The organism is Faecalibacterium sp. DFI.5.82, from assembly GCF_029076575.1.
Taxonomy (GTDB): Bacteria; Bacillota; Clostridia; order Oscillospirales; family Ruminococcaceae; genus Faecalibacterium; species Faecalibacterium duncaniae.
In genome coordinates, this window is sequence record NZ_JARFIS010001220.1 from 1 (window position 1) to 255 (window position 255).

Below are 255 nucleotides of genomic sequence, written 5' to 3' on the forward strand. Positions count from 1 at the left end.
ATGGGAACAGGTGGAACCTCACCGTCATCGTCACCGACCAATATGACTGGTTCAGTATAACATTTCTGTTCTACTTTGTCCAGTGTTTCTTAGAAGGACGTGCCTTCAAAACTGAATAATCACTGCTCACATTTTGTCATTGACTTGAGAATTCAAGCGAATTGTGGTCAAGCCCTCGATCTATTAGTACACACTTGCTGAATGGATCGCTCCACTTACACATCGTGCCTATCAACCTCGTAGTCTACAAGGGAT

General features: G+C 43.5%; 1 rRNA gene. It reads right to left on the reverse strand.

What is annotated here, in order from left to right:
• Nucleotides 1-163 precede the first annotated feature (163 nt).
• A 23S ribosomal RNA gene (locus P0G09_RS20990) occupies nucleotides 164-255 on the reverse strand; the annotation flags it as partial.